Source organism: Roseibium suaedae (assembly GCF_900142725.1).
Lineage (GTDB): Bacteria > Pseudomonadota > Alphaproteobacteria > Rhizobiales > Stappiaceae > Roseibium > Roseibium suaedae.
In genome coordinates, this window is sequence record NZ_FRBW01000002.1 from 164,744 (window position 1) to 187,643 (window position 22,900).

Annotated in this window: 24 protein-coding genes; 13 read left to right on the forward strand and 11 right to left on the reverse strand. The window is 61.6% G+C overall.

Translation table 11 applies throughout. The features are described 5' to 3' along the window. A complete protein-coding gene (locus BUA94_RS07685) occupies window positions 1–786 on the reverse strand; it encodes a class II glutamine amidotransferase (RefSeq protein WP_073011443.1) in 786 nt (261 codons plus the stop codon). After that, a complete protein-coding gene (locus BUA94_RS07690) occupies window positions 786–2,270 on the reverse strand; it encodes an aminotransferase class V-fold PLP-dependent enzyme (protein WP_073013728.1) in 1,485 nt (494 codons plus the stop codon). The genes BUA94_RS07685 and BUA94_RS07690 overlap by 1 nt, the downstream gene beginning before the upstream one ends. Window positions 2,271–2,377: 107 nt before the next feature. Between BUA94_RS07690 and BUA94_RS07695 the strand changes: the two genes are divergently transcribed. After that, window positions 2,378–2,839: an Lrp/AsnC family transcriptional regulator gene (locus tag BUA94_RS07695; RefSeq protein WP_073011446.1), complete on the forward strand. Its 462-nt coding sequence runs from the start codon at window positions 2,378–2,380 to the stop codon at window positions 2,837–2,839. Window positions 2,840–3,018: 179 nt separating this feature from the next. Here the strand turns inward: BUA94_RS07695 and BUA94_RS07700 are convergent, their stop codons facing one another. Next, window positions 3,019–4,065 carry a YeeE/YedE family protein gene (locus tag BUA94_RS07700; RefSeq protein WP_073011449.1) on the reverse strand — a complete coding sequence of 349 codons (1,047 nt, stop codon included), beginning with the start codon at window positions 4,063–4,065 and terminating at the stop codon, window positions 3,019–3,021. Window positions 4,066–4,183: 118 nt separating this feature from the next. On the opposite strand from BUA94_RS07700, the gene BUA94_RS07705 reads away from it, so the two are divergent. Further along, a complete protein-coding gene (locus BUA94_RS07705) occupies window positions 4,184–5,158 on the forward strand; it encodes an MBL fold metallo-hydrolase (protein ID WP_084081860.1) in 975 nt (324 codons plus the stop codon). Window positions 5,159–5,180: 22 nt separating this feature from the next. On the opposite strand, the gene BUA94_RS07710 is transcribed toward BUA94_RS07705, so the two are convergent. The 3 genes from BUA94_RS07710 to BUA94_RS07720 all read right to left on the reverse strand — a co-directional run bounded on the left by BUA94_RS07710 (window position 5,181) and on the right by BUA94_RS07720 (window position 7,063). Next, window positions 5,181–6,272, reverse strand: coding sequence for a YeeE/YedE family protein (locus BUA94_RS07710; protein WP_073013730.1), 1,092 nt, complete (start codon window positions 6,270–6,272; stop codon window positions 5,181–5,183). Between the two features lie 64 nt (window positions 6,273–6,336). Next, window positions 6,337–6,696 (reverse strand): ArsR/SmtB family transcription factor, encoded by a 360-nt coding sequence (locus BUA94_RS07715; RefSeq protein ID WP_073011452.1) that lies wholly within the window; start codon window positions 6,694–6,696, stop codon window positions 6,337–6,339. Between the two features lie 67 nt (window positions 6,697–6,763). Further along, the gene (locus tag BUA94_RS07720; RefSeq protein ID WP_139251060.1) at window positions 6,764–7,063 is read right to left on the reverse strand and encodes a thioredoxin domain-containing protein; all 300 of its coding nucleotides are present in this window, start codon (window positions 7,061–7,063) and stop codon (window positions 6,764–6,766) included. 235 nt (window positions 7,064–7,298) lie between these two features. On the opposite strand from BUA94_RS07720, the gene BUA94_RS07725 reads away from it, so the two are divergent. The 9 genes from BUA94_RS07725 (at window position 7,299) to BUA94_RS07765 (ending at window position 14,761) form a co-directional block, all read left to right on the forward strand. Then, window positions 7,299–7,886, forward strand: a complete 588-nt coding sequence (locus BUA94_RS07725) for a thioredoxin family protein (protein WP_073013732.1) — start codon at window positions 7,299–7,301, stop codon at window positions 7,884–7,886. 159 nt (window positions 7,887–8,045) lie between these two features. Continuing rightward, window positions 8,046–8,507: a sulfur oxidation c-type cytochrome SoxX gene (soxX, locus tag BUA94_RS07730; protein ID WP_073011454.1), complete on the forward strand. Its 462-nt coding sequence runs from the start codon at window positions 8,046–8,048 to the stop codon at window positions 8,505–8,507. Window positions 8,508–8,535: 28 nt separating this feature from the next. Next, entirely contained in the window at window positions 8,536–8,985 is a 450-nt protein-coding gene (gene soxY, locus BUA94_RS07735) for a thiosulfate oxidation carrier protein SoxY (protein WP_073011457.1), read from the forward strand. Window positions 8,986–9,011: 26 nt separating this feature from the next. Further along, on the forward strand, window positions 9,012–9,338 hold the full coding sequence (soxZ, locus tag BUA94_RS07740; protein WP_073011460.1) for a thiosulfate oxidation carrier complex protein SoxZ: 327 nt from the start codon (window positions 9,012–9,014) through the stop codon (window positions 9,336–9,338). 63 nt (window positions 9,339–9,401) lie between these two features. Further along, window positions 9,402–10,259, forward strand: a complete 858-nt coding sequence (gene soxA, locus BUA94_RS07745; protein WP_073011463.1) for a sulfur oxidation c-type cytochrome SoxA — start codon at window positions 9,402–9,404, stop codon at window positions 10,257–10,259. A gap of 243 nt (window positions 10,260–10,502) precedes the next feature. Next, window positions 10,503–12,197: a thiosulfohydrolase SoxB gene (soxB, locus tag BUA94_RS07750; RefSeq protein ID WP_073011466.1), complete on the forward strand. Its 1,695-nt coding sequence runs from the start codon at window positions 10,503–10,505 to the stop codon at window positions 12,195–12,197. A 109-nt stretch (window positions 12,198–12,306) separates the two neighbouring features. Further along, complete coding sequence (gene soxC, locus BUA94_RS07755; protein ID WP_208980069.1) at window positions 12,307–13,566, forward strand: sulfite dehydrogenase; 1,260 nt, start codon at window positions 12,307–12,309, stop codon at window positions 13,564–13,566. Next, window positions 13,550–14,245: a c-type cytochrome gene (locus BUA94_RS07760; RefSeq protein ID WP_073011473.1), complete on the forward strand. Its 696-nt coding sequence runs from the start codon at window positions 13,550–13,552 to the stop codon at window positions 14,243–14,245. The genes soxC and BUA94_RS07760 overlap by 17 nt, the downstream gene beginning before the upstream one ends. Window positions 14,246–14,410: 165 nt before the next feature. Then, a complete protein-coding gene (locus tag BUA94_RS07765; protein ID WP_073011476.1) occupies window positions 14,411–14,761 on the forward strand; it encodes a cupin domain-containing protein in 351 nt (116 codons plus the stop codon). A gap of 134 nt (window positions 14,762–14,895) precedes the next feature. Here BUA94_RS07765 and BUA94_RS07770 read toward each other — a convergent pair whose 3' ends face one another. Genes BUA94_RS07770 through BUA94_RS07790 form a run of 5 tightly spaced genes read right to left on the reverse strand, consistent with a single transcriptional unit; the run spans window position 14,896 to window position 19,991 of the window. Then, window positions 14,896–16,827, reverse strand: a complete 1,932-nt coding sequence (locus BUA94_RS07770) for a beta-galactosidase (protein ID WP_073011479.1) — start codon at window positions 16,825–16,827, stop codon at window positions 14,896–14,898. Continuing rightward, the gene (locus BUA94_RS07775) at window positions 16,827–17,690 is read right to left on the reverse strand and encodes an SMP-30/gluconolactonase/LRE family protein (RefSeq protein ID WP_073011482.1); all 864 of its coding nucleotides are present in this window, start codon (window positions 17,688–17,690) and stop codon (window positions 16,827–16,829) included. Before BUA94_RS07775 ends, BUA94_RS07770 begins: the two co-directional genes overlap by 1 nt. After that, window positions 17,687–18,295: a 2-dehydro-3-deoxy-6-phosphogalactonate aldolase gene (locus BUA94_RS07780; protein WP_073011485.1), complete on the reverse strand. Its 609-nt coding sequence runs from the start codon at window positions 18,293–18,295 to the stop codon at window positions 17,687–17,689. Before BUA94_RS07780 ends, BUA94_RS07775 begins: the two co-directional genes overlap by 4 nt. Continuing rightward, a complete protein-coding gene (locus tag BUA94_RS07785) occupies window positions 18,292–19,224 on the reverse strand; it encodes a 2-dehydro-3-deoxygalactonokinase (RefSeq protein ID WP_073011489.1) in 933 nt (310 codons plus the stop codon). Before BUA94_RS07785 ends, BUA94_RS07780 begins: the two co-directional genes overlap by 4 nt. Next, window positions 19,221–19,991, reverse strand: coding sequence for an SDR family NAD(P)-dependent oxidoreductase (locus tag BUA94_RS07790; RefSeq protein ID WP_073011492.1), 771 nt, complete (start codon window positions 19,989–19,991; stop codon window positions 19,221–19,223). Before BUA94_RS07790 ends, BUA94_RS07785 begins: the two co-directional genes overlap by 4 nt. Before the next feature lie 234 nt (window positions 19,992–20,225). Between BUA94_RS07790 and BUA94_RS07795 the strand changes: the two genes are divergently transcribed. After that, on the forward strand, window positions 20,226–21,032 hold the full coding sequence (locus BUA94_RS07795; RefSeq protein WP_073011495.1) for an IclR family transcriptional regulator: 807 nt from the start codon (window positions 20,226–20,228) through the stop codon (window positions 21,030–21,032). 491 nt (window positions 21,033–21,523) lie between these two features. Beyond that, complete coding sequence (locus BUA94_RS07800; RefSeq protein WP_073013733.1) at window positions 21,524–22,897, forward strand: cytochrome ubiquinol oxidase subunit I; 1,374 nt, start codon at window positions 21,524–21,526, stop codon at window positions 22,895–22,897. The last annotated feature ends 3 nt before the right edge of the window (window positions 22,898–22,900 follow it).

A 22,900-nucleotide genomic window follows, 5' to 3' on the forward strand; every position in this document is an offset into this window, starting at 1 on the left:
TCAGGCGGCAGGCGCCATCGGCTCACGGAAAGGCTGCTGCTGCACGAATCCGTCCGCGACCATGAGAATGCTGGAAGACGGAACTTCCATCCAGGCATCCCTGGCAGTGTCAAAGGGTTCAGAAACCACAGTCGTGCCATCGCGGAAGCTGCGGAAAAACAGGCTCGGCGCCAGATTGTCCGACGCATAGCGGGCCGCGAAGAGATGGGTACCATCAGACCATGCGGCAGCGAAGCGCATATGCGGCAAGCCGCCCTGTTCCCGTGCCATCTGCTCGACGTCATGCACCGCCCGCACCATTGCCCCGACCGGATCATGATCGAGACCATAGCCGACCGCGATCAGGAACAGTGCTTCACTGTCGGTCGCGCCGGTCCGGTATCGGTAGAGATGATCCGGGATCATCCCGTCCAGTTTCTTGCGGATATGCTCGTAGCCGCCCACCTGGCCATTATGCATGAAGCACCAGCGGCCATGGGTGAAGGGATGGCAATTGTCATGGTTTGTCGCCGTGCCCGTTGAGGCGCGGATATGAGCCAGGAACAGCGGCGAGCGCACATGATGGGCAAGCTGCAGCAGGTTGGCATCGGCCCAGGCCGGACGCACATCCTTGTAGATGCAGGGTTCCTTGCGGTTGTCGTACCAGGCCATACCGAAGCCGTCCGCATTCACCTGGGTCTTGCAGGAGAAGGCGTTGCGGCTCTGGTGGATCAGCGAATGTTCAGGATCGCAGATCAGCTCTTCCAGATACTTCGGAGCTCCGCTCCAGGCAGCCCAGCGGCACATCAGGCAGCCTCCCCGCGATAGCGGAAGCGTGCGGTCGCGCTGTCGCAGGCATAGGCACCTGCAAACTCCGGCGCCCGCCGGGAAAGATCATCAACTGCATCCAGGATGGTCTGCACCTTGTCCTCACTCATCAGAACCGAGAAATTGAGACGGGTCCAGCCGGGCTTCTCCAGCTCCTGGCCGGACAGGATCGCCTGCCGCAGTTCCTGCGAGCGGGCCTGGTCATACCCAAGCAGGCGATGCGCATAGGGACCGGCACAGGCGCAACCGCCGCGCGCCTGAATGCCATAGAGATCCGAAAGCATGCGAGTAACAAGTTGTTGATGCAGGTACCCGCCGGTTTGCCCGCTCCGCACCCGGAAAGAGAACACCGGCAGGCGCCGCTTGGCCGCTTCACAGCCCAGAATCTCGATCAGAGGATTGCCCCGCCAGGCGGCCAGAGCCTTCTGCCGCAGCTCTTCATGACGGCGGTCCAGATAGGCCGCACCGAGCGCATCCTTCACCAGGAAGCAAAGCGCGGCGCGGATATCTCCCGCAACATTGGGCGTACCGGCTTCTTCGCGCGCTTCCAGCTTCGCCGTGTAGTCATGCCCCCAGGGCGAGACGAAACGCACGGTGCCACCACCAGGCAGAACCGGCAGACGGCGGCGGACCGCTCCCTTCCGGACAATCATGACGCCCGAAGCTCCAGGTCCGCCGATGAACTTGTGCGGCGACACGGCCACCGCATCCTTTTCAGCGTCCGTGCCCACAGCCATGTCGATCGGAAGATACGGGCCGCTGCCCGCGCAATCCCAGACGGACAGGGCCCCGTGGCGTTTCAGCACCCGGCTCACCTCATCGGCATCCGTGACGATGCCGGTGACATTGGACATCATGGAGAAGGCACCGACCACCAGCCGGTCTTCCCCGGCTCCGCCCTTGCGGGCTCCGGTCAGAACCGCCTCGAGCTCCGCAAGGTCCGGGCCTCCGTCCATTGCTTCGGAAATCTCGATGACTTCAGCCCCGCTCTCGCGCCAGGGCAGGATATTGGAGTGATGCTCATAGGGGCCGATCACGACCAGCGGCTTTTCACCGGCTTCAACCGCCTCCGAGACGCCCAGAAGATGAACCAGACGATTCAGGCCTGCCGTCGCTCCGGATCCGCAGAAGATCGTCGCGTGGCGGTCATCCGCTCCGCACAGCCTGGCGATCTCGCCACGGGCAGCTTCCCTGAGGCGGGTCATGTAGCCCCCGCAGAAGGACGCTTCCGTATGGCTGTTGGAATAGTAGGGCAGCACCTTGGTGAGCATGAACTCTTCGACCTGGCGCAGTGCCCGGCCGGAGGCGACATAATCGGCATAGATCAGCGGCTTGACGCCGAACGGGCCCTCTACCGGCATGCCGTCGCCGATCAGTCCGTCCTGAAGCCGGCGCAGAAGATCCGGCGTTTCGAATGACGCGCGAAAGTCAGAAAGAAGTGCCGTACCGCCTTGAAGTGCCATGGAATTCCCCGTCGAATAACCCGGGGCAGAGCCTATGATAGGCTGCTGGGTGATTTCCTCACCTGATTTGATCGCCATTGCGTTAATTTTGTGTCATATGACCCATCATGAACGAGAAAATCGACAAGATTGATCGAAAGATCCTCCGTGCGCTTCAGCGTGATTCCCGTCTCTCCCAGCGGGACATCGCTGAAGAAGTCGGCCTGTCGCAAAACGCCTGCTGGCGGCGGATGAAGGCCTTGAGCGAAAGCGGCCTGATCAAGGGCCACACGATCCGCCTGGACCCGTCCGATCTGGGGCTCAACCTGACCGTCTTCGTGATGATCCGCACCCGGCACCATTCGCGCGAATGGCTGGACCAGTTCCGCAAGGAAGTCTCCAATATTCCCAATGTGATCGACTTCTACCGGATCGCCGGGGACTACGACTACATGCTCAAGGTGATCGCCGAGGACATGAACGCTTTCGACCGGATCTACCAGAAGATGATCGACAAGATCGATCTGGAAACTGTGACCTCCTACATGACCATGGAAGCCATTGCCGACAGCCGGGACCTGCCGCTGTAGAAGCCCTCACCCGGACCTTCGGTCCGACCTCTCCCCACCGGGGAGAGGTGACGGCTGCAGCCTGGCGCGAGGTTTGTGCCAATACTGGGCATTATCTCGACCGGAGGCACAACGCCTCTCCATGGCAGAGCCTGCCCCCTCTCCCTCAGGGAGAGGGCTGGGGTGAGGGTCCGAACGTCTCACTGATCCCCGATTAGCCTGTCCGTCACCACAGCCGACAGCCAGATGCCGCAGAGGGTGATCCAGGCGGTGAGCGCAAAGATTGACGCACCGGAGACCCCGGCCCCGACCGCGCAGCCACCGGCCAGCATGCCACCGAACCCCATCAGCGCGGCGCCGGACAGATAGCGCGCCATGGAGCGCCCGCTTTCAAATCCCTGAAGCACCAGCTCCCGGCTGAGAAGTGCGGCCAGAAACGACCCGAGAAACACACCGGGGACGAGACCTATGGCGAAATCCACCTGAGAGCCCGGAGGCGACAGGAACAGCATCAAGGCATCGGCGGAAGGGCCGGTGAAGGTGACCGCTTCCACCTGCACCGGATCGAAGGCCTGGGACGCCATGGAACTGGTGAACCACCAGGCCAGCGGCACGGCAAGCCCGGCAAGCGCCGCAGAAACCATGTGCCAGAGCCCTGCCCGGCTGCGGACGGCAATGGTCAGTCCCGCAACAAGCCACGCTCCCAGAAACCCAAAGGAAAGCCATGCGGGGATAGATAAGAGCGCGATCAGATCGTTGCCCCCTGTATCCGCCGTCGTCCACCAGCCGGCAATCCAGCCGCGCAGAGGCATCAGGATGCCGTGCAGGCTCGCCTGCGCCATGACGGCAAAGACCAGACCGGACAGCAAGGCGCGGAGATTACCCGTGGCCGAAAGAACCAGCAGCCGGGACGCGCAGCCCCGCGCCATCACCATGCCTGCGCCGAACATCAGACCCCCGGTCAAGGCACCGGAGAGACTTTGCGGTGAGGCCAGCTGCCGGGCTTCGCTTGCCTGCACTTCGCCCAACGCGACGAGTATCTGGGTTGTCAGTACCGCAGCCGAAAAGGCAAAGAGCCAGACCGCCAGCCTTGCGCCAAACACACCATGGGCAAAATCCAGCGCCGCAGCTCTCAGACAGAAACGGCTCTGCTGGGCAAAGGCCCCAAAGATCATGCCGACGAAAAGCCCGCCTCCCGCTAGGATCACCGGCTCGGGAAATCGCTCAAGTAAAACCGTCAGATCCATTCGCCCGCACCTCCAGATCGGGTTACAAGCCCATCAATCCGCGCCGGGATGCCGCGCCGCATTGACGTTTCGCAAGGAAACGCCGATAAATTCAAAAAATTGCATATGTGGAGGAAGCATGTCCATTCGATTGCCACAGGCACCAAAAGCAAAGCTGCAGCATCAGGCCGGCTCGATCCCTTGCGCCCTGAACCGCAGAAGCTTCCTCGCAGGCAGCCTTGCCGCCAGCACCGCCCTCTGGAGTGGCCGCCCGGTATATGCAGCCCCATTGGCCTTCGGCTCGGTAACCGTTGAAGCCATATCGGATGGATCGCTCACGCTGCCGGTGAATTTCGTGCTTCCCGACCAGAACGCCGCGGAGATCGAAAGCCTCTTCAAACCCTACGGACTTGCGACCGATGCCTTGCTGCCGGACTGCAATGTCACCCTGCTGCGCATCGCAAACCGCGTTGTCCTGTTCGACGCCGGCGCGGGTCCAAATTTTCAGGCAACGGCCGGTCAGCTTGGCGCGAACATGGAGGCAGCCGGTATCTCACCGGAGGAAATCACAGACGTGATCTTCACCCATGGCCACCCGGATCATCTGTGGGGCGTTCTCGACGATTTCGGCGACCCGCTCTTTGCCTCGGCCCGCCATTGGGTGCCGCAGGGCGAATGGGACTACTGGCGGGCGGAAGACACGCTGGCCAACACTCCCGACGACCGCAAGAGCCTTGTGGCAGGGGCACAGACCCGCCTTGAGGCAATTGCAGACATGGTCGACATGGTGACGGACGGAATGGAGGTTCTGCCGGGCGTCGAAGCCATCTCAACGCCCGGCCATACCCCGGGCCACATGTCCTATATGCTGCATTCGGGCGGCGAGAGCCTGCTGGTGACGGGAGATGCGATCTCCAATTCGGTGATTTCCTTCGAGCGCCCGGACTGGCATTCGGGCACGGACCAGGATCCTGTTCTGGGGGCCAGGACCCGCTCTGCCCTGCTGGACCGGATTGCGACGGAGCGCACTCGCATACTCGGCTATCACCTGCCCCATCCGGGCCTCGGCATGGCGGAGCGCAAGGGAACGGCCTACCGCTTCGTTCCGGCCTGAGGAACCGCCCGAGAGGACGTGTTCAGGGCGCTTCGGCAGAGTTGCGCCGGAACGCCGACCAGGGCGAGCCTTCGATCAGCCAGGCCAGACCGATGCGGGCGCCCAGCGCCATGGACCCCATGACCAGCGGCACGGACAAGGCCAGCGTGGAAGCGCCGCTGACGCCCTGGCCGATGGTGCAGCCCATGGCAAAGACCCCGCCCACTCCCATGAGCACCGCGCCAAGAAGATGACGGGACAATTCCCGCGCATCATCGCAGGCCTCCCATCGCATATCCTTCTTCCAGCGCGCGCCGAGGAACGCGCCGAGCAAAGTTCCTGCGACAAGCCCCACGCCATAGTCGGGCGCGGTCCCCGTGTAGGTCACAAGCTGCAAGAGGCTGTCCGCCACCGGCACCACGAAGGACCCCGCCTCGATCTGCACTGGAAAGAAGGCCTCATGGGAGAGGAAACTGGTCGCCCACCAGCCAAAGGAAATCACCAGACCGATGATCACGCCGGTGAGAATCTGCAGCCGCTTTTGCCGGTAGGTGCTGGAGCGGAACACCCAGAACGCCAGTCCGCCAGCGGCCACAACAGGCACCACGGATTTGAGGTTCAGCCCGGTCAAAGCGGTCAGGACACTGCCGATGGACTGATCTCCGGCGGCGCTGAGATCCAGCATCAGATTGTCGACGATCAGCACGCGCAGCTGCGCGATCAGACCGCGCTGCGCTGCCAGGGCGGAAAGGCCCAGAACGATCAGGACAACAAGCGCCCGCAAGCTGCCGCCCCCTAAACGGATCACCGCACCGAACCCGCAAGTGCCTACCAGCGCCATGCCGATGCCAAACATCAGGCCGCCGAGAATGGCACCGGTCCAGGGAAGGTTCGGGGAGAGATAGAAACTGCGCTCGATATCCGCGAGCCCGAAGGCTGCCAGCGCCTGCGTTGCGGCAATGGCAATGGCAGCCGCCAGCACCCATGTGCGCAGACCAGTCGCATCTCCCATGTACCAATAGCGTTCCAGCGAAGACAGGGTGCAAAAGCGGTTCACCCGCGCTGTGAACCCCAGCACGATGCCCGCAATCGCTCCCAGCATGGGCAGGGCCCAATGCGGGTCGATGTCTCCCATGGTCTCCTCCCCCATGGTTCAGCAAGAAATCCGGCATCCCCTCCTCGGCGGGTGCCGGCTTGCCTCAGGCGTCCTGTCCCAGTGCGGGCCGGACGTCCCTGCAAAACAGTTCGTAGAGGGAGGAGACGATGTTCGAGACTTCGCCATCCACCATCGAATAATAGATCATGCGCCCATCCCGGCGGGTGGCAACGAGACCATCGGACCGCAGCCGCGCCAACTGCTGGGAGACTGCCGCCTGTGGCATGGTCAGGATCTCTTCCAGTTCTGAAACAGACTTTTCCCCCTCGGCCAGAAGGCAGAGAATCAGCAGGCGCACCTCATGGGAAAGGGCCTTCAGAAGATCACTGGCCTTTCGGGCCTGCTCCATCAGCGCGTCCAGATCGGCAGGGGCCACTCCGGCCTTGAGGATTGGAAGGGTCATCGTCCACTCGTACCAGTATTCAGTTTGCCTGGGCGGGAAGCCGCCTGAGGCCTGACAGTCCGCTCCATCAGGAGGCGTCTGCTTTCACTTTCTCTGCGGGGAGCTTCGACAACATCGCACCCAGCATCGGCCAGAAGAAATCAGCCCCCGGATACCCGCGCAGCCGTGCCACTTCCACGCCGTCCTCCACCAGAATGAAAGTCGGCGTCAGCCGTTCGAGGCGCACGCCCGACAGATCCTCGGGCCAGTCACCTGAAATGTCGATACGGCGCAGGGGCGCCTGCTGCCCCTCCTCCGTCTTCGGATAGGCAGTGCCGATTTCCTCGTTCCAGCGCTTGCACCAGACGCAACCGGGTTGCTCCAGCATCAAGAGCTCCGCCGCCTGCACGGCCCCGACCGGGCCAAGCAAAGCAACTGCGAAGACCAGCCGTAAAAAGACCGCACGCACGCCACACCTCTCGAAATGTTTGATTGCAATATATAGACGGATTTGAATATTTTAAAGTCACCTGGCAGTGATCTTTCCCGGAAGATGGAAAGTGCGCGCGGCATCCATCCGATTGGGCCTTGCGAAGAAGAGAGCCAGGCTCCGGGAGGTCCAGATGATCCGTTCTTTCGCCGCTTTGATTCTCTCTTTTGCGTTTTTCGCCTCAACAGCCCTGGCAGCGACCGTGGGCGATGACGGTTTGCACAAGGAAGACTGGTTCACCATCACGTTCCGCGACATCGCCGAGGATATCCGCGCTGCCAAGGCAGACGGCAAGCGTCTGGTGATGATCTATGAACAGCGCGGCTGCATCTATTGCCGGGCCATGCACGAGAAACTTCTGACGGATCCAGAGGTCTCCGACTACATCAAGGAGCACTTCATGGTGGTCCAGTACAACATGTTCGGCGATGAGGATGTGACTGATCTGGATGGGGAATCCCTTACGGAAAAGACCGCGGCCCGCAAATGGGGCTATCTCTTTACCCCGACAATCGTGTTCCTGCCCGACGAGGTTCCAGAGGGCAAAAGCGTTGCCGATGCGGCCGTCGCCGTGATGCCCGGCGCCTTCGGCAAATGGACCTTCCTCAACATGTTCAAGTGGGTCGAGGAAAAGGGCTATGACAGCGGCGAGCACTTCCAGAAATACCACGCCCGGAAAATCGAGGAACTCCGCGCCGCAGGCAAGTTGACAGAAGAGTGAGGAACGGGTGTAACGCCCCTTCCCGCACGAATGTCCAAAATCCTCTTGGCAACACATTCAAATAATCATATGTTTCATTCCGAGGAGGAAACCGGATCGCCTTGCGCGCACCGGTTTACGGGGCCAGCGAGTCCCGAGGAGAGGAGGAAAGCCAAGCCAATGACCAGAGGCTTCATCTATTCCATTGCCGCGGCAACCCTGGCGCTGTCTGCACCGGCGATGGCCGGCACGGTGGCTCCGGGCGACGTGGTCTTTGCCGACATGTCAGTCGCCACGTCCATGACCGGCGAAACCGGTGATCCGGCAAACGGCCGCAAGGTCTTTGCCGACCGCAAGAAGGGCAATTGCCTGGCCTGCCACGCAAACACCGATCTCAAGAACGAACTGTTCCATGGAGACGTCGGACCGTCGCTCGATGGTGCCGGCAGCCGCTGGTCGCCCGAGCAGCTGCGCGCCATCGTTGCCAACTCGAAGCAGGTCTTCGGTGACCAGACCGTCATGCCCGGCTTCTACAGCCTGGTTGTCGGCAAGGACATCGCCAAGGAATTCGAGGGAAAAACCATTCTCTCCGCCCAGGAGGTCGAGGATGTGGTCGCCTATCTGACCACCCTCACCGATTGAGCAAGACAAGAGATTCAAGGAGCAAGGGATGACCCTGACACGACGCGATGCACTTGGCCTGGCCGCCGGGACTGTCGCTTTCCTGACCTTTGGAGGCAAGCTTGCCTTCGCTGCGGCTGAAGAAACCGCAGCCGCCATCTCCGCCTTTACCGGCGGCAAGGAACCGGCCACTGGCAAGATCACGCTTGATGCCCCGGAAATCGCTGAAAACGGCAACACCGTTCCGGTCGGCGTAACCGTCGAAAGCCCGATGACCGCCGATGACCATGTGGTCTCGGTGATGATCCTGGCTGAAGGCAATCCGAACCCGCAGGTGGCGACGTTCAACTTCACGCTGATGAGCGGCACCGCAGAAGCCAAGACCCGTATCCGTCTGGCCAAGACCCAGAACGTGGTGGCCATCGCCAAGATGAGCGACGGCAGCACCTACATCGACAAGAAGGAAGTCAAGGTCACCATCGGTGGCTGCGGCGGCTGAGGACAGGCTTAGGAAGGAACACCAAGATGGCAGACGCCAAACCGCGCGTAAAAGTCCCGAAGACCGCCGCCAAGGGGGAAGTGATCACGCTGAAAACGTTGATCAGCCACCAGATGGAATCCGGTCAGCGCAAGGACAAGGAAGGCAAGACGATCCCGCGCCAGATCATCAACAAGTTCACCTGCGAGTACAACGGCCAGCCCGTGTTCTCCTGTGATCTGGATCCGGCCGTGTCCGCGAACCCCTACCTGGAGTTCACGGCCAAGGTCGAGGAAAGCGGCACGTTCAAGTTCACCTGGGTGGACGATGACGGCAGCATCTACACCGCAGAAAACGAGCTGAAGGTCGAGTAACCGGATGTCGCAGCATTTCAGCGGCACAGGTCGCCCTGCAAATCGGGAGGAGACGATTTGACAATGCTTTCACTCAAGAGCGCCGCGCTGGCAGGTGTCATCCTATCGGGACTGAGCAGCTTCGCCCTCGCGGGAGGACCGGTTGATGAGGAACTCGTCATTGATGGCGAAACCCAAATCACCACAAGAACCAAGGCAGCCGAAGGGGTTCCCTTCGAGGAAGTCACGTCCGGCTGGCTCTATCGCACCGAGGAAACCCGCGCACTCGAAGCCGACAGCTTCCAGAACCCGGGCATGCTCTACGTCGAGCGGGGCGAGGAAATCTGGAACACCGTCGATGGCGAGGCAGGCAAGTCCTGCGCCTCCTGTCACGGCGATGGCCAGGAATTCCTGAAAGGCGTGGGTGCAGCTTACCCGAAGTGGAATGCCAAGGCTGGCAAGCCCTTCAACATCGAGCTGCAGATCAACCAGTGCCGCGAAGACAACATGCAGGCCAAGCCCTACAAGTTCGACAGCGCGGACCAGAAGGCTCTGACCACCTACATCAAGAACCAGTCTCTGGGGATGCCGATGCATGTGGACCTGGCCCAGGGCGACATGCAGTCCTGGTGGGACAGGGGCAAGGAAACCTATTACACGCGCATGGGACAGCTCAATCTGTCCTGTTCGAACTGCCACGAAGAGAACAACGGCAACTACATCCGTGCCGACCATCTCAGCCAGGGCAATGTGAACGGTTTCCCGACCTACCGCCTGAAACAGGCCGACATGGTTTCCCTGCATAACCGCTTCCGCGGCTGTATCCGGGACACCCGCGCCGAGTTTCCGGCCGCCTTCTCAGATGAGCTGATGGCACTGGAAGTCTATGTCACCTGGCGTGGCACGGGCCTCGGCATCGAGACACCGTCCGTCCGCCAGTAAGAGCTAGCAAGACCCCGGCTCCGGACATCCGGACAGAGGGATTGAAGATCAGAAGATGCGGCGGAGTGCTGCCGCATCTTGACCACAGGGAACGGCGGTCCGTTCCAAAGCAAACTCAACTCCATCGGTGGATCTCCCCGGTGCAGGCTCTGTCTGCGCCAACGGGAGAGGTTTGCCTGGCGCCAAGTCTGATAAAGGGTCTGCATCTGGCGTAAACCGCTCACCGATGATCTGGAGGCTTATATGTTTTCTCGACGCGAATTCCTGATGGCTGCGACTGCCACAAGCGCCCTCCTCGGCTCTGGCATGGCAGGAAGCTGGTCCCGTCTGATGGCGCAGCAGGGCCTGACGGAGGACACCCTTCTGTCGATGGAAGCCAAGGGCAATGTCACCCTGATCCACATCACCGACATTCATGCCCAGCTGAAGCCTCTCTATTTCCGCGAACCCTCGATCAATCTGGGTCTGGGCGAGGTTGCGGGCTTGCCGCCCCATGTCACCGGGGCCGATTTCCTCAAGCTCTACAACATCGCGGCCGGATCTCCGGATGCCTATGCGCTGACGTCGGAAGACTTTACCGCGCTCGCCGGCACCTATGGGCGCATGGGCGGCATGGACCGGGTAGCGACCATCATAAAGCGTATCCGGGCAGAACGCGGCGCGGACAACGTGCTGCTTCTGGACGGCGGCGACACCTGGCAGGGCAGCTACACGGCCAACAAGACCCTCGGTCAGGACATGATCGCGGTCATGAACGCGCTCGAACCAGATGCCATGACCGGGCACTGGGAATTCACCTATGGCACCGACCGGGTGAAGGAAGCGATCGACAGCCTGCCTTTCGCCTTCCTCGGCTCCAACATCTATGACAACGAATGGGACGAACCGGCCTTCGAACCCTGGAAGATGTTCGAGCGCGGCGGATCGAAGGTTGCCGTCATTGGCCAGGCCTTCCCCTATACGCCGATTGCCAACCCGCGCTGGATGATGCCCGGCTGGTCTTTCGGCATCCGCGAGGAAGACATCGCAAAGCATGTGGAGGAAGCGCGCGCGGAGGGCGCGGACGTGGTGGTGCTCCTGTCCCACAACGGCTTTGACGTCGACCGCAAGCTGGCCTCCCGAGTCGAAGGCATCGATGTGATCCTGACCGGCCACACCCATGACGCCTTGCCGGAACCGGTGAACGTGGGCGGCACGCTGGTGATCGCCTCCGGCTCCAACGGCAAGTTCGTCTCCCGGGTGGATCTGGATGTGAAGGACGGCAAGGTTGCAGGCTATGCCTTCCGCCTGATCCCGGTCTTTTCCGACGTGATCACGCCGGACGCAGACATGGCAGCCCTCATCGATGAAGTGCGCGCGCCCTATTCCGAAGAGCTTGCCCGCAAGCTCGGCACCACGGAAAGCCTGCTTTACCGCCGCGGCAATTTCAACGGCACGTTTGACGATCTGATCTGCCGGGCTCTCCTGGAAGAACGGGATGCGCAGATCGCCCTGTCGCCCGGGTTCCGCTGGGGGACAAGTCTTCTGCCGGGTCAGGACATCACCGTCGAGGACGTTCACAACGCCTGCGCCATGACCTATCCGGCCGTCTACCGCAACTCCATGAGCGGCCAGATGCTGAAGGACATCCTGGAGGACGTGGCGGACAACCTCTTCAACAAGGACCCCTATTACCAGCAGGGCGGGGACATGGTCCGCGTCGGCGGCATGGGCTACGTCATCGAGCCGGGCAAGGACATTGGCGAACGCATTTCCGGCATGACCCTTCTGGCCACGGGAGAGACCATCGATCCGGCCAGGGACTATGTCGTCGCCGGCTGGGCCTCGGTCAACGAGGGCACGGAAGGCCCCGCCATCTGGGATGTGGTGGAAAGCCATATCACCAAGACACCCACAATCACCCTGCCGGAGAACCAGAGCGTCACCGTGAAGCTCTGAGGCGGACGCAATGCCTGCCGGTCAGCCTTGAAACGCCGGCAGAGGACTGAGACTTGGAGGAGGAGACATGACTGACACACAGGCACCGGCACAGCCGGGGACCGGCGATATGGCCGGTCTCAGCCGCAGATCCCTGCTCCGGGCTGGACTGCTGACAGGAGGAGCCGCAGCCGGTGCCGGTCTGGTCTCCCGCTCGGCCCTTGCCGGGGATCCGCTCATCACCGAGGTCCAGGACTGGAACCGGTATCTGGGCGACAGCGTGCAGGCCGCACCCTATGGCAAGCCCTCCGAATTCGAGGCCCATGTGGTGCGCCGGGACGTGGAATGGCTGACCGCCTCGCCGGAGAGCTCGGTCAACTTCACGCCGCTGCACGAACTGGACGGCATCATCACCCCCAATGGCCTGTGCTTCGAGCGCCATCACGGCGGCGTTGCCCAGATCAATCCGGCCGATCACCGGCTGATGATCCACGGCCTCGTCGACAAGCCTCTCGTCTTCACCATGGAAGACCTGAAGCGCTTTCCGCGCGAAAACCGGGTCTACTTCCTGGAATGCGCCGCCAATTCGGGCATGGAATGGCGCGGAGCGCAGCTCAATGGCTGCCAATACACCCATGGCATGATCCACTGCGTGGTCTACACGGGCGTGCCGCTGAAGTACCTGCTCAATGAGGCGGGCGTGAAGACAAGTGGCAAATGGTTGCTGGCAGAAGGCGCGGATGCTTCTGCCATGACCCGCTCGATCCCGATGGAAAAGGCGCTTGATGATTGCCTGGTCGCCTTCAAGATGAACGGCGAAGCGCTGCGCCCCGAACAGGGCTATCCGGTGCGGCTGGTGGTTCCGGGCTGGGAAGGCAATATGTGGGTCAAGTGGCTGCGCCGGCTGGAAGTCGGTGACCAGCCCTGGGAACAGCGCGAGGAAACCTCGAAATACACGGACCTTCTGGCCAACGGAAAGGCCCGCCGCTTCACCTGGGTGATGGACGTCAAATCCGTGATCACCAGCCCAAGTCCGCAGGCTCCCGTTGCCCACGGCAAGGGACCGCTGGTCATCTCGGGCGTCGCATGGTCGGGCAATGGCACCGTCCAGAGGGTTGATGTGTCCATTGACGGTGGCCGCAACTGGAAAACGGCGCGCATCGACGGGCCCAGTCTCTCCAAGGCCATGCACCGCTTCTATCTGGACATCGACTGGGACGGCTCTCCGCTTCTTCTTCAGTCCCGCGCCATGGACGAGCAAGGCTTTGTCCAGCCGACCAAGAACGAGTTGCGCCTCGCCCGCGGGGACAACTCCATCTACCACAACAACGGCATCCAGACCTGGCATGTCAAAGCGGACGGGACGGTTGAAAATGTCGAAGTCGCCTAAGCTCCTTGCCCTCACCTTGGGGATCACTCTGACCCTCCCCTTTGCAGCCGTTGCTGCTGGCTCCGCAGACACCGCAAAGACTTTCGGCCTTGGCCGGCCTGCGGAAGCCGATGAAATCGCCGCCTGGGACATTGACGTGCGCCCGGACGGCACCGGTCTGCCGGAAGGCTCCGGAACGGTGGCAGAAGGTGAAGTTCTCTTCACAGACAATTGCGCCACCTGCCACGGTGACTTCGGCGAAGGGGCTGGCCGCTGGCCCGTTCTGGCAGGTGGCCAGGACACGTTGAAGGAAGACCGTCCGGAAAAGACCATTGGCTCCTACTGGCCATATCTGTCGACAGTCTATGACTACGTCCGCCGGGCCATGCCCTATGGCAACGCCCGCTCTTTGAGCGATGACGAGGTCTATGCCCTCACCGCCTATCTTCTCTATCTGAACGACGTTGTCACCGACGAGGAGTTCAAGCTCTCCAAGGAGAATTTCACCGGCATCCATCTGCCGAATGAAGCCAATTTCATCGCCGACGACCGGATGGCAGAAGCCCATAATGCCAACAAGGGCGATCCCTGCATGACGAATTGCATGGCAGAGCCAGCCAGGATCACCATGCATGCCCGTGTTCTGGACGTCACGCCAGGCGCAGGAGATGACGAGACCAGCGGTGGCAGCGTCGACTGATCGGGCACCTCTTCCGGTTTCGCCTCACACAGCGCCGCCCCGGCCTTGCGCCGGGGCCTTCTGCCTCAATGGATTCGGCCCCTCTTTTACCCATCGAAACCCGTTTCCCTGAACAGAGAAAGCTGGTCTAAGGTCCCACCAGGATCATCCGGAGTGGAGCTTCAAATGCTGTCTTTCTTTCAGCCCGTCGATATCGAAGGCATCGAACCGGAGCATGAGACGCCCGCGCCCGAAAAGGTGCTGTCCGGAGATCCGCAGTTCATGACCTGGCTGTGCGAGACCCGCGAGAACGAAACCCACTTTACCGGCATCTGGCAGTCCACGCCGGGCAAGTGGACCGTTTCCTATGACGAATGGGAATTCTGCACGCTGCTCTCAGGCACCTCCATCCTGACCGATGAAACCGGCAAAGAGCAGACCTTGCGCACCGGCGACAGTTTCATCATCCAGCCGGGCTTCAAGGGCACCTGGGAGGTGGTCGAGACGACACGGAAGATCTTCGTCATCCGGCTCTGAGCCGCAGAGTGGCATGATCGGCTAAGAGAGGCATGTCCCTCTTCGCCATGTGATGACAGCCATGAGGCAAGGCCGGGATCATTCATCCAGACCTTGCCTCATGGCGTCAAACACACCAGTCTCCCGCTGCTTCCCTAAACCGGGTCGGCGACATGAACGCCTGCGCCGGGAATGGAAACGCCATTGTGGTCAATCGTTTCGGCTGCGTAGTTGAGATAGATTGTCCGCCCGCCATGATCACGGCGGCGCAGGCCTTCGGGCATGTCCTCGGTCTCGATCCGGAGTTCCACGCAAGCCTCGCGCAGGATCCGGTCAAGCAGTTCTGCATCCGGCCAGCCGGCCAGATAGTTGAGCTGGGGCGCCTCGTTGGCCTTGCCACCCACCAGCGCGGGGCGGCCGTCGGTGGTCGCAAGCACCACCGTATCGCTCTCCTGAACCAGATGCTCGAACCAGTGCCGGAAGGCACCTCCGCCCTCAACCGGAACTTCCGTTCCCGGCGGCAGGCTTTCGGCCAGAGCAACCACCGCATCCAGACCGTCCATGGCAGGCGGCAGCGGGACCGGCGTATCGAAGGTTCCGGTCTTGGCATTGGTGCGCGGACCAAGGATAGCCTTGCCCCGGAAGGCACCAAAGGCCTGTTTCAGCCCCTCTCTCATGAACACCAGGCCGGGCGCGAGAACCAGCTTGTAGCCCGACAGGTCCTCCGTGTCCGGCGGCAGGATATCAACCGAGAGACCCAGTTTGCGCAGGGCGCGGTAGGTCTCGAATACTAGGCGGAAATAGCTGAAGTCCCGCCCCTGAGGCTGAACCTCGCAGGCCCAGGCTGCCTCATAGTCGAACACCAGAGCCACCGGGGCCGGGCCTGCATCAGATGGTGCCATCAGCCCGGCATTGGCGATTTCCAAGGCAACTTGTGCTGCCTCACCGAGAGCAGGTGCTGCTTCACTGTCCGGACGCAGCAGGCCCGCATGCATCTGCTCCTGGGCAAAGGGTGCTTGCCGCCAGCGGAAATAGCAGACTGCCTCCGCCCCGTGGGCGATGGCTTCCCAGGTCCACAGACGGACCATGCCCGGCAACGGTGCCGGGTTCCATGGCGCCCAGTTGACCGGCCCGGGCTGCTGTTCGATCACCCACCAGCGCCCGCGTCCGACGGCACGGTAAAGGTCGTGATGAAAGGCCTGGAAGTCCGGATCGCCTTGCCGGAGGAACTTGGCCTTGTGCTCCTCGCTGGCCCAGGCCCGGTCGGTCAGAAAGCCGATCGGATAACTGTCCCAGGTGGCGATATCCAGATCCTTGCCCAACGCGAAATGATCGAAATCGATCGTCCGGCCCATGTAATTGTGGAGCAGAGGCGCTTTGGTGTGTTCCCGCAGGATATCCGTTTGCGCCTTGTTGAACCGCACCACCTGGTCTGAGCTGAAGCGGCGGAAATCCATGGAATGTGCCGGGTTCGGCTCAGTCACCGTCAGGTTCGGCAGCTCGATCTCGCCGAAATCCTCATAGTCCATGGACCAGAACACATTGCCCCAGGCGGCATTCAACGCCTCGATGGAGCCATAGCGCTCTTTCAGCCAGCGGCGGAACCCGGTTAGCGCTGCAGGCGACCAGGACAGAGTGGTGTTGTGGCAGGAATATTCATTATCCGTCTGCCAGGCCACCACATGCTCATTCGCGCCGTAGCGCTCTGCCAGAAGACGGGTGATCCGGCGGCATTCCTCCAGATAGCCTTCGTGGCTGAAGCAATAGTGGCGGCGGGAGCCGAAGCCACGCACCTGTTCATCCTTTGACACGGGCAGCATGTCCGGATGCTTGGTGATCATCCAGCGCGGCGGCGTTGCGGTCGGTGTGCCCAGCACAACGCCCAGTCCCGCCTGACCCAGAACCTCAATGGCCCGGTCCAGCCAGTAAAAGGTCAGAATGCCAGGCTTTGCCTCCAGACGCGACCAGGCAAATTCACCGATCCGCACCAGGGACAGACCGGCTTCCTTCATGCGGCGCGCGTCATCGGACCACTGAGCTTCCGGCCAGTGTTCGGGGTAGTAGCAAACCCCAAGCTTCTGCATCATCAAAGAATGACCTGATACTCGGCAAGCCCCTGGCCCGCGCCTTCAATCACATGGGTGAGACCGTTGCCCGGCTCTTCAGCAAGAACCTCTGGGGCGATGTTGGTCGCAGCTGTGGTGACGAACAGCCGGGAGAAATCGGGACCGCCAAAGGCGGGGCAGCTTGCCTGAAGGCCCGCGACTGGATGAGAGGCCAGCAACTTGCCGTCCGGCGCATAGCAGGAAACGCGCGAGGCGCCCCACTGGGCGTTCCAGAGATTGCCCTTGGCATCCACCACAGATCCATCGATGCCCCAGCCTTCACCGCGCGCATCCAGGAACACCTCGGGCTCACCGGCGAACCAGCCGGTTTCCGCGTCGAGACGCACCTTCATGATCTGCGCAGCGCGGGTATCCGTGAAATAGGCAAGTGCCCGGTCCGGCGAAAAGCAGATGGAATTGGAAATGGTGACATCGGGCACGATCTTGCGCAGTTCGCCCTTGTAGAAACGATAGATCGCGCCGGCCTTTTCCTCAGACTTCACACCCATGGTGCCGATCCAGAATCCACCCCATGGATCCGCCCGGCCATCGTTGGAACGGGTGACCTCGTTGTCTGCTTCGAGCGGGCAGAGCGTTTCGCTCGATCCGTCCCGAAGGTCATGCACGAAGAGTTCGCGCGCAGAGGCAATCAGAAGGCGGTTTTCATCCACCCATCCGGCCGCAGAAACATAGGTGTCGAACGAGCGCTCCCCAGCGCCCTTCTCCCCGCGCCACAACAGGCGCTTGCCCAGAATGTCGAACCAGAAGAGCTCCTGGCGGAGCGGATGCCAGAGCGGGCCTTCGCCAAGCTCGCAGCGGCGGTCGTCAAAAATCTGACTGGTCATACGGTCTTTCCCCCCTCATAGGCCGCCACCATTCCCGCAGCGATCTTCTCAACGTCTTCCGCAGAACGGCCCGGCTTGTAGAGTGCGGATCCGATCCCGAACCCGTTCGCTCCGGCCTTCAGCCATTCGGCAAAGTTGCCGGCGTCCACCCCGCCGACCATGTAGACTTCCGTGGTCTTCGGCAGAACCGCCCGGATCGCCTTGAGTCCCTCGATGCCCATCTGGAACGCCGGGAAGACCTTCAGACCATCCGCGCCCGCCTTCAGCGCTCCAAAGCACTCGCTCGGTGTCAGCACACCGGGGAAGCTCTGCAAGCCACGCGCCTTGGTGGCCTTGATGACATCCGGATCCATATTGGGCGAGACGATCAGCTTGCCGCCTGCGGCAGCAACGGCCTCGACATCCTCTGGCGTCAGCACCGTACCGGCCCCGATCAGAGCCTTTTCCGAGAAGGCCTCGGCCATGCGGCGGATGCTTTCGAGCGGCTCGGGCGAATTCAACGGCACTTCGATCCGTGTGATCCCGGCCCGGATCAATGCCTCGCCGACAGGCAGGGCCTCATCCGGAGTGATCCCGCGCAAGATGGCAATCAGAGGTCTGCTCACGACGGTGTGCCTTTCATGAAGTGGTAGGCGGCGCAAAGGCCGGACAAGGTGGCTTCGTCGCCGCTGAAGGCTTCCGCGGAAGCTCCTGCTACCGTCAGGGCCGCCTGATAGATGGAGATCAGAGCCCCCTCACCGATCACCACGACCGGACGGTCCGACCAGGCAGAGCGGGAGGCGGCAAGTTCTGCGCCGATGATCATGCCCGACAGACGGGCGCGGGCAGCTTCCCCACCCAGATTTGCGAGCAGCCCTTCGGCACGAATGGCAAAGAGGGAGGCAATGAACCGGTCGGGCTGATCCAGGCTTTGTCGGACGCCCTTTTCGAATTCCGCCTCGTTCCAGCCGCTTTCGGCAACCGAATGGCGCAGCACGCTCGTCTTGCCGAGAAGGGCAAAGATCTCGCCGGTCATGACCGTCACGAAGGACTGGACCTTGCCACCCGATACGTTCACCCATTTGGAATGGGTGCCCGGCAGGCAGAGGTAACCGTCAAAACCCGGGTTCTTGCGCAGATAGCCTGCAATCTGGGTCTCTTCACCGCGCATCACGTCTGCGGGTGTCTTCTGGCACAGGCCCGGAACGATCTGGGCCTTCAGCCGCTGATCCCCTGTCTCTGCCCGGACCATGCCGCTGGAGGACGGGGCAACGGGCACCTCGAGATAAGGCGCTTCGATCCAGCCCTGCCGCGATCCGGCCATGCCGCAGATCACCGCATCAACGCTGCCGCTGGACGGCAGCCAGGGCTCGGCGAGAGCGAGAAGCTCCGGCGCATAGGCGTCAGGCGCCATGCCTGCCATGCCCTTGTCGGAATGGATCTGGGTCAACACCCGATCCTCTGCATCCATCGCCCAGACCCGCAGGTGCGACGTTCCCCAATCCACTGCGAACCATGCCGCGGCTTGGCCGGTTTCGTTTGCTGATTTGCTCATCCTGTCACCACCACACCACCATCGATCACGAGAGCCTGACCAGTCATCATCTTGCTGACGTTCGAGGCCAGGAACAGAACTCCGCCGACCACATCTTCCGGATCAAGCGTATCCTTGAGGCATTGGCGGGCAACGTGGGCGGACAAGCCTTCCGGCGTTACCCAGAGCTCTTTCTGCTTCTGGGTCAGCACCCAGCCCGGTGCCAGTGCGTTGACACGGATCCTGTCCGGGCCGAATTCACGTGCAAGCCCACGGGTCATGCCGTTGATGCCGGAATTGGCCGTGACATAGACCGGATATTCGCTGCCGCCCATCATGTAGGAAATGGAACTGAAATTGATGATCGCTCCGCCGCCCGCAGCTTTCATGCCCGGAATGACCGCCTGAGCCGCGAAGAAATAGGCCTTCAGGTTGATCGCGATCGCCCAGTCCCAGAACTCTTCCGTGACATCCAGCGTGTTGTGCCGCTGGTCGTTGGCGGCGTTGTTCACCAGAACCGTCGGAGCGCCATGGGCCTGGGTCGCCTGCTCAACTGCGGCCTTGAGGGCAGCCGTGTCAGTGATATCGCACTGGATGAAGAGCGGACGCGCGCCATGTCTTGCTTCCATTTCATCACAGAAGGCGGTCGCATCCGACCGGCCAACAAAGGCAACCTTCGCGCCCTGGGCCAGAAACCCTTCGGTGATACTGGCGCCAATGCCGGATCCGCCACCGGTTATGAAGACGCTCTTGCCCTTCAAGTCATGAAAAGTTGCATCCAAGGCCACGTCCTTCCTCCATAAACCGGCAGGACACCAGGGTCCTCAGCCACTTGCATTGTCCGGGCAGCCCGAGCCACGATCCGGACAACCGCTTTGCCCGTCAATCAGGGTCGCTGACACACAACGCGCTTGAAGTTTCATTATTTGAAACTTAATCTCGAATAATGATATCTAAGGCCATGCACGGTATTTCTGTCAAGGAGCCCCGGGCATAACCGAACGGAAACAAGCAGGGTATGTATGACAGAGAGCAAGGGTGGCGATGGCACAGTCGGCAAGGCGCTTGAGGTTCTGGATCTCATCGCCTCGTTTAACCGGCCTGTCCGCTTTGCCGAGCTTCAGGGGAAAAGCCCCTTTCCCAAGGCAACGCTCTACCGCCTGATCCAAGCCCTGACCCATCAGGGCATGCTGGCGCAAGATCCGGACACCGGCGCCTATGCGCCAGGTATCCGCCTTGTCCGCCTCGCCCACGCGGCCTGGCAGCAAAGCTCCCTTGCCCCGATCGCCCGGACCCATATCGACGAATTGTCCCGCATGGCAGGTCAGACGATCCATCTGGCCCAGCTTGATGGCGGCCAGGTGCTTTATGTCGACAAGCGCAATGCCCGCGAACCGGTGGAAATGTTCTCGCAAGCCGGCAAGGTCGGCCCGGGCTATTGCACCGGCGTTGGTAAGGCCATGCTCGCCTTTTTGACCGAGGCGGAGCTGGATGCAGCCCTTGCCCGCCAGAGCTTCCACCGCTTCACCCCCTCGACCCTCACCACCCGTGAGACGCTGCTCAAGGAACTCGAAGCGATCCGAACACGCGGCTACGCCTTTGACCGGGAAGAACATGAGGCCGGGATCGTCTGCATCGCTGCGCCGATCCTGTCGGCTGGCGGCCGGGTGCTCGGCGCGCTCTCCATCACCGGCACACTTTTAAGAACCACACTCACGGAACTGGAAAGCTTCGCCCCCCTCCTGCTGCAAACGGCACGAGCGATCGCCCAGGATGCGGAAAGCTGGCGTTTTCCAGGTCAGCAGACAGCGGAAAGATCGGCTGAGTAAAAACCCGGATTTCTGACAAAGGGATGAACCTTTCGATAGTCATCAACTCTGTTCTCAAGAGTGCAGAATAAGGGAAACCGGCCTTTCCTCTCGCCATCATTCCGGGCTTGACCCGGAATCCATGCCGTTACGCCTCCTGAAACCACAGCTTTTCTGCGGGGTAAGGTTACGGCATGGATGCCATGGTCAAGCCATGGCAGGACGAAGACGGAGGGGATTTCTCTCGCGGAAAAGCTGACTTAGCCAGTATTTCCGCCCGAAACCCATCCGTTTGTCATCCCGAATCTTCGCGTCGCTCCGTCGGGATGACCACGCGAAAGGTTTGTCATCCATCTCAGGCCCGACAGAGCAATCCAGCGCTTTCAAGCCGCCACAGAACTGTGACCCGGCGCCGCAGGACAACCTGCCGCGCGGCAATCCGGTGCATTGCCCAACGGCAGTCTGTGGTCCATTGTATGATCCAGATCAAAGACATGAACGAGGACGTCGGCATGGACGGACTGATTTTGAGCCGGATCCAGTTCGGCGCCAACATATCGTTTCACATTCTCTTTCCGACCATCACCATCGCCCTTGGCTGGGTCCTGCTGTTCTTCCGGCTGCGTTTCAACGCCACCGGTGATGACCGCTGGATGGCTGCCTATCATTTCTGGGTGAAGATCTTCGCGCTCTCCTTCGGGGTGGGCGTGGTCAGCGGTGTCACCATGAGCTTTCAGTTCGGCACCAATTGGCCGGGCTTCATGGAGAAGGTCGGCAATGTGGCAGGTCCCCTGCTGGCCTACGAGGTGATGACCGCCTTCTTCCTGGAAGCGGCCTTCCTCGGCATCATGCTCTTTGGGGCCAAGCGCGTTCCCGGCTGGCTGCACACGCTTGCAACCGTGCTTGTTGCTGTCGGCACGGCCCTCAGCGCCTTCTGGATCCTGGCTTTGAACTCCTGGATGCAGACCCCGGCCGGCTATGAAATTCGCGACGGCGTCGTGCATGCGACCGACTGGCTGGCGATCATCTTCAACCCCTCCATGCCCTACCGCGTCCTGCACATGCTCCTGGCCAGCGGGCTGACGGTCGCCTTCCTGATTTCAGGCGTGTCCGCCTACCGGCGGCTGATCGGCGACAAGTCGAAGGGCGTGCGCCTGACCTTGCAGACCGGCATCTACATGGCCGCCGTTCTGATCCCGATCCAGATCTATGTCGGCGATGCCCACGGCCTGAACACACTGGAGCATCAACCCCAGAAGATCGCCGCCATGGAGGCCAACTGGAACACCGGCCCCAATGTGCCGCTGATCCTCTTCGCCATCCCCGATGAAAAGGCCCAGGAAAACCATTTCGAAATCGGCATTCCCGATGGCGCCTCGCTGATCCTGCGCCATGATCCCGATGGAGTGGTTCCCGGCCTGAAGGACTTCATTGCCGCGGACGGCACAGTCGAGCATCCGCCTGTCGCCCCGCTGTTCTTCTCCTTCCGCATCATGGTCGGCGTTGGCGTCCTGATGCTGCTGGTCAGCTGGGGCACCGCCTATGCCATCCGCCGCAAGCACGGAGTGGACGGGCTCAATCCCTGGCTCCTGCGTGGACTGGTCGTCATGACCTTCTCCGGCTGGGTTGCCACCCTTGCAGGCTGGTACACGACGGAAATCGGCCGCCAGCCCTGGCTCGTCACCGGCATCTTGAGCACCAAGGATGCGGTGGCGGACGTACCTTCGGGCATGGTTCTGAGCACCCTGATTGCCTATCTCGTCGTCTATGCGGTGCTGCTGGTCGCCTATGTCACCGTGGTCTTCCGGCTGGCACATAAATCCTCGTTCCTGGAAGAGCGCATCCATTCGGGTGCTGCCCAGGTAGAAGTCGTTCCGGGAGAGTGAGAA

What these genes read in the sequence shown, in the direction of transcription:
- BUA94_RS07770 (WP_073011479.1), bottom strand. Translation starts at nt 16,827, where the DNA reads ATGATGCAGAAGCTTGGGGTTTGCTACTACCCCGAACACTGGCCGGAA.
- BUA94_RS07760 (WP_073011473.1), top strand. Translation starts at nt 13,550, where the DNA reads ATGTCGAAGTCGCCTAAGCTCCTTGCCCTCACCTTGGGGATCACTCTG.
- BUA94_RS07700 (WP_073011449.1), bottom strand. Translation starts at nt 4,065, where the DNA reads ATGGATCTGACGGTTTTACTTGAGCGATTTCCCGAGCCGGTGATCCTA.
- soxC (WP_208980069.1), top strand. Translation starts at nt 12,307, where the DNA reads ATGGCCGGTCTCAGCCGCAGATCCCTGCTCCGGGCTGGACTGCTGACA.
- BUA94_RS07725 (WP_073013732.1), top strand. Translation starts at nt 7,299, where the DNA reads ATGATCCGTTCTTTCGCCGCTTTGATTCTCTCTTTTGCGTTTTTCGCC.
- soxY (WP_073011457.1), top strand. Translation starts at nt 8,536, where the DNA reads ATGACCCTGACACGACGCGATGCACTTGGCCTGGCCGCCGGGACTGTC.
- BUA94_RS07685 (WP_073011443.1), bottom strand. Translation starts at nt 786, where the DNA reads ATGTGCCGCTGGGCTGCCTGGAGCGGAGCTCCGAAGTATCTGGAAGAG.
- BUA94_RS07800 (WP_073013733.1), top strand. Translation starts at nt 21,524, where the DNA reads ATGGACGGACTGATTTTGAGCCGGATCCAGTTCGGCGCCAACATATCG.
- BUA94_RS07795 (WP_073011495.1), top strand. Translation starts at nt 20,226, where the DNA reads ATGACAGAGAGCAAGGGTGGCGATGGCACAGTCGGCAAGGCGCTTGAG.
- BUA94_RS07715 (WP_073011452.1), bottom strand. Translation starts at nt 6,696, where the DNA reads ATGACCCTTCCAATCCTCAAGGCCGGAGTGGCCCCTGCCGATCTGGAC.
- BUA94_RS07690 (WP_073013728.1), bottom strand. Translation starts at nt 2,270, where the DNA reads ATGGCACTTCAAGGCGGTACGGCACTTCTTTCTGACTTTCGCGCGTCA.
- BUA94_RS07775 (WP_073011482.1), bottom strand. Translation starts at nt 17,690, where the DNA reads ATGACCAGTCAGATTTTTGACGACCGCCGCTGCGAGCTTGGCGAAGGC.
- BUA94_RS07720 (WP_139251060.1), bottom strand. Translation starts at nt 7,063, where the DNA reads ATGCTGGAGCAACCCGGTTGCGTCTGGTGCAAGCGCTGGAACGAGGAA.
- soxZ (WP_073011460.1), top strand. Translation starts at nt 9,012, where the DNA reads ATGGCAGACGCCAAACCGCGCGTAAAAGTCCCGAAGACCGCCGCCAAG.
- BUA94_RS07695 (WP_073011446.1), top strand. Translation starts at nt 2,378, where the DNA reads ATGAACGAGAAAATCGACAAGATTGATCGAAAGATCCTCCGTGCGCTT.
- BUA94_RS07705 (WP_084081860.1), top strand. Translation starts at nt 4,184, where the DNA reads ATGTCCATTCGATTGCCACAGGCACCAAAAGCAAAGCTGCAGCATCAG.
- soxB (WP_073011466.1), top strand. Translation starts at nt 10,503, where the DNA reads ATGTTTTCTCGACGCGAATTCCTGATGGCTGCGACTGCCACAAGCGCC.
- soxA (WP_073011463.1), top strand. Translation starts at nt 9,402, where the DNA reads ATGCTTTCACTCAAGAGCGCCGCGCTGGCAGGTGTCATCCTATCGGGA.
- BUA94_RS07710 (WP_073013730.1), bottom strand. Translation starts at nt 6,272, where the DNA reads ATGGGAGACATCGACCCGCATTGGGCCCTGCCCATGCTGGGAGCGATT.
- BUA94_RS07785 (WP_073011489.1), bottom strand. Translation starts at nt 19,224, where the DNA reads ATGAGCAAATCAGCAAACGAAACCGGCCAAGCCGCGGCATGGTTCGCA.
- soxX (WP_073011454.1), top strand. Translation starts at nt 8,046, where the DNA reads ATGACCAGAGGCTTCATCTATTCCATTGCCGCGGCAACCCTGGCGCTG.
- BUA94_RS07765 (WP_073011476.1), top strand. Translation starts at nt 14,411, where the DNA reads ATGCTGTCTTTCTTTCAGCCCGTCGATATCGAAGGCATCGAACCGGAG.